The sequence below is a fragment of the Streptomyces sp. NPDC059994 genome, assembly GCF_042737755.1.
Classification (GTDB): domain Bacteria; phylum Actinomycetota; class Actinomycetes; order Streptomycetales; family Streptomycetaceae; genus Streptomyces.
Map to the genome: position 1 here is coordinate 29,497 of NZ_JBHWUR010000083.1, position 3,481 is coordinate 32,977.

Here is a 3,481-nt window from a genome sequence, read left to right on the forward strand (position 1 = left end):
CGGGGGCATCTGCGCGGGGGGCCCGGGGGTTCCGGAGCCACACCACACACAACCCCCCGGGGGGGGGGCGGGGGGGCCCCCCCGCCACCAGCACTTTTCGAACATAGCGTGAGGTCCGGTGATCCGGTGCCGTGCTGTCGCCGTATGCCACTCGCCTGTCACTCGGCCGCGGCGATCCAGTTCTGCAGCTGCTCGGTGGTGGTGGAGGGATCCGCGACGAGTACGGCGAGCTCGTCGTCGGGGGAGTTGAGTGTGGGGATGGCGGGGCAGCGGTGGCAGGCGTCCACCCCTGCCTGGTTCCACCACTTGCAGTGTGGACGCAGATGGCACCGTGGCACGGCTCCCGTGGCGTCGGGTGACGGCAGGGTCTGTATGCGCTCGATCAGGCCGCAGGCATCGCCGACCCGGTTCGCGCAGCCGGACACGCAGTGCGAGGCGAACCGGAGCACCCGGTGGGGCGCGATGCCCTCGGGGATGCTGGGCAGGACCTGCGCTGCCGGTACGGGCTCGGCCAGATAGACGACCTGGCCGCCCTCCCCTGATCTGACGCCCAGAACGACGGATTCCGGACGGTGGGCTTCCCCGCTGGGGCACCAAGTGGTGTGGTCTTCCCCGTCTTCTCTGTCTCCCCCCGGACTGTCCACGGTGCGCACCTGCGCCCGCTCAGGAGTTGACGGTGTCGGCGCCGTCGGGACTGCTCGTGAGGACACCCAGGATGGGCCCGCCTATGTCGCCTGTGTTCCCCCCGCTCGCCTGCTCGGCGGCGACCGCCTTGTCGATGTGCGCGGCCAGGTGCTGAGCGTCGATGCGGTCGGCCGCGTTGGCGGTGCCGGCGGCCGCGAGGAGCCCGGTGAGGAGCGCCGCGGTGGCTGCCGCTGCCCGTATGTTGTGGTTCATGCTGTCCCTCCCTGAACGTTGTCGTCACGACTGACAGAGGCGACCGTATGCACCAACTCCCGTTCGTGGAAGTCGTTTTGGGGCGTAACTTTTGAGCCAGAGGGAGGTCGTCGGGCGGGCGGCCCTGCGGTCGGCGTACGGGTGCGCGGGATCGGAGCGGCAAACGGCAACGCTCTGTGATGTCGCCGCCGTCGAGGCCGGTGGTGATGGCGTGGAGGTCGTGGTCCGGGCCTGTCCGACCGCCGTGGCGCGGCTCCTCGCCGGAGGCGGCGGTCGGCGTTGGTGGGGCGGCCCACGGGTCACTGCTGGCGGCGTGCCTCGCGCCACTCGCGTACGGCCTCGTCCACGTCGATCGGCTCTCGCCCCAGAAGCGGCCCCGGAGGCGGCTGCCTGAGCATGGCGGCGATCTTCTCGTTGACCGGCTCCAGGAGCGCCCGTACGGCCCGCTCGGACGGCGCCTTGGCCACTGCGGCCAGCGCGTCCTCGATCTCCTTGCGCAGCGCCAGAGCCGGCGGCAGCATCGCGGTGATGCCCTCGCGGGCCATCTTCTGGCGGATCCACCACATCTCGTCGTACGGCTGCGCGGCATCGGGCAGTGGCTTGCCGAAGCCAGGCAGCTCGGCGAACTCACCGCGCTCCTGCGCCTCGCGGATCTGCCGGTCCACCCACGACTCAAGGCTGATACCCGGAGGCTTGCGCTGCGTCACCAGATCACTCTCCTACGTCACGCGGCGGCCGAGGCCACCGGCTGAGGCGCTCCCGCCGGGGAACGGAAAAGGACACACCCAAGCCTAGTCGGGGTGTTGGCCCGGGGGAGCCCTGGGGGGTGGGACGCCAGGATCCGCGCGGCGCCCTACAGGCCGAAGGCGCCGCCTTCGGTCAGGAGGAGCAAGCCGATGGTGATCAGCACGAGCGGCAGCGGGATGTGGCGCTCGCCCGCGGCGCGTGAACGCCGCTCTCGTCAAGGTCTGGTGCGTACGTATGGCCATCACCTGGCCCAGGGCGATCAACAGGTGTCCGATCCGGACTTCTGCGCCCACGTCGCCGCGCGGCGACGCCCTCGGGACCGGAGTCGGATCCGGTCCCGAGGCGTGGGAGGCCACAGAGCGGGGGTCGGGCTACCTCGGTGATTGCGGTGCGAGGCTGCTGCGCCGGGAACACTGAGCGTGCGCCGGGAACACTGAGGGTGCGCCGGGAACACTGAGGGCAGATGCCCGCCGACGTGCCGGGTGAACCGGGCCGGTGTGCCCGGCAGGTCAGGGTTCTGCCGCGGGCGCAGGCGCGGGAGAATCGCGGCATGGTGATCTCCGCGCGTGCCCTCAACCGTGCCACGCTCGCCCGGCAGTTGCTGCTCGGCCGCGAGCCGCTGGACGCTGTGGAGGGGCTGCGACGCGTGGTCGCCCTCCAGGCGCAGCAGCCCGCATCGCCGTACATCGCGCTGTGGAACCGGCTACGCGGCTTCGACCCGGCCGAACTCGATGCGGCGCTGGCCGACCGCAGTATCGTGAAGGCGACCCTCATGAGGCTCACGCTGCACGCGGTCCACATGGAGGACTACCGGAGCTTCCGTGAGGCCATGGAGCCGACGCTGCGCTCCTCCCGGCTCGGTGACGCGCGCTTCCGTTCGTCCGGGCTCAGCGTCGATGACGCCGATGACCTGCTCCCCGGGCTGCTGCGGTACGCCCAGCGGCCGCGCAGCAGCGCCGAGTTGGGAGACTGGTTCGAGAAGCGCCTCGGCCGGCCCCTGGAGGTCGGGGCGCAGCGGATGCTGCGGCAGTACGCGCCGCTGTGGCACGCGCCCATGGGCGGCCCCTGGGCGTTCACCAACCGTCTCTCGTACGTCGCTGCGAAAGAGCAGCCCGCCCTGGGGGACCCCGAGGCGCCCGACGAGGGTCTGCGGGCCCTGCTCCGCCGCTATCTCGCGGGCTTCGGACCGGCGTCGACTGCCGACATGGCGCAGTTCGCGCTGGTCCAGCGGCCCCGGGTCAGAGCAGCCGTGAAGACCCTCGCGGACGAGCTGGAGCAACTGCGGGGCCCCGACGGCACGGTGCTGTACGACATCCCCGGCGCGCTCAGGCCAGATGAGGACACACCCGCACCGCCCCGGCTGATGGCGATGTGGGACAGCGTCCTGCTGGCCTATGCCGACCGCAGCCGCGTGATCCCGCCCGCCTACCGCAAGCATGTGACCCGCGTGAACGGCGATGTGCTGCCCACCCTGCTGGTCGACGGCCAGGTCGCCGGCGTCTGGCGCGCCACCGACGGCGGCATCGAAGCCGGCGCCTTCCACCCCCTGCCGGAGCGCGTCTGGGAGGAGTTGGCGGCCGAGGCCCGGTCCCTCGTCGCCTTCCTCGCCGCCCGCGACCCCAGGGCCTACGCCCGCTACGACCACTGGTGGACCAAGGGTGTGCCCGCCGCCGAGACCAGGTTGCTCCCGGGCGACTGACCCGGCGGTCGGCACCCGGTGGGGCGGCGGGGGGCGTTTCCTCGTTTCCCGTTCGCAAGGGTCAACGGGAAACCCGTCGACTCCGACCGGTGCCGAGGACGAGGCTCGTCCCGTCGGGTCCGGCGCACGGCGCCGGAC

The 3,481-nt window shown here is 71.9% G+C and carries 4 protein-coding genes; 1 reads left to right on the plus strand and 3 read right to left on the minus strand.

Annotation, left to right across the window (positions count from 1 at the left end):
- Window positions 1-158: 158 nt before the first annotated feature.
- The 3 genes from ACFWA7_RS30015 to ACFWA7_RS30025 form a co-directional block, all read right to left on the minus strand.
- On the minus strand, window positions 159-644 hold the full coding sequence (locus tag ACFWA7_RS30015; protein WP_385826213.1) for a hypothetical protein: 486 nt from the start codon (window positions 642-644) through the stop codon (window positions 159-161).
- Window positions 645-663: 19 nt separating this feature from the next.
- Window positions 664-897, minus strand: a complete 234-nt coding sequence (locus ACFWA7_RS30020; protein WP_385534663.1) for a hypothetical protein — start codon at window positions 895-897, stop codon at window positions 664-666.
- 299 nt (window positions 898-1,196) lie between these two features.
- Complete coding sequence (locus ACFWA7_RS30025; protein WP_385826215.1) at window positions 1,197-1,604, minus strand: DUF1992 domain-containing protein; 408 nt, start codon at window positions 1,602-1,604, stop codon at window positions 1,197-1,199.
- A gap of 590 nt (window positions 1,605-2,194) precedes the next feature.
- Between ACFWA7_RS30025 and ACFWA7_RS30030 the strand changes: the two genes are divergently transcribed.
- Window positions 2,195-3,343 carry a winged helix DNA-binding domain-containing protein gene (locus ACFWA7_RS30030; RefSeq protein WP_385826217.1) on the plus strand — a complete coding sequence of 383 codons (1,149 nt, stop codon included), beginning with the start codon at window positions 2,195-2,197 and terminating at the stop codon, window positions 3,341-3,343.
- The last annotated feature ends 138 nt before the right edge of the window (window positions 3,344-3,481 follow it).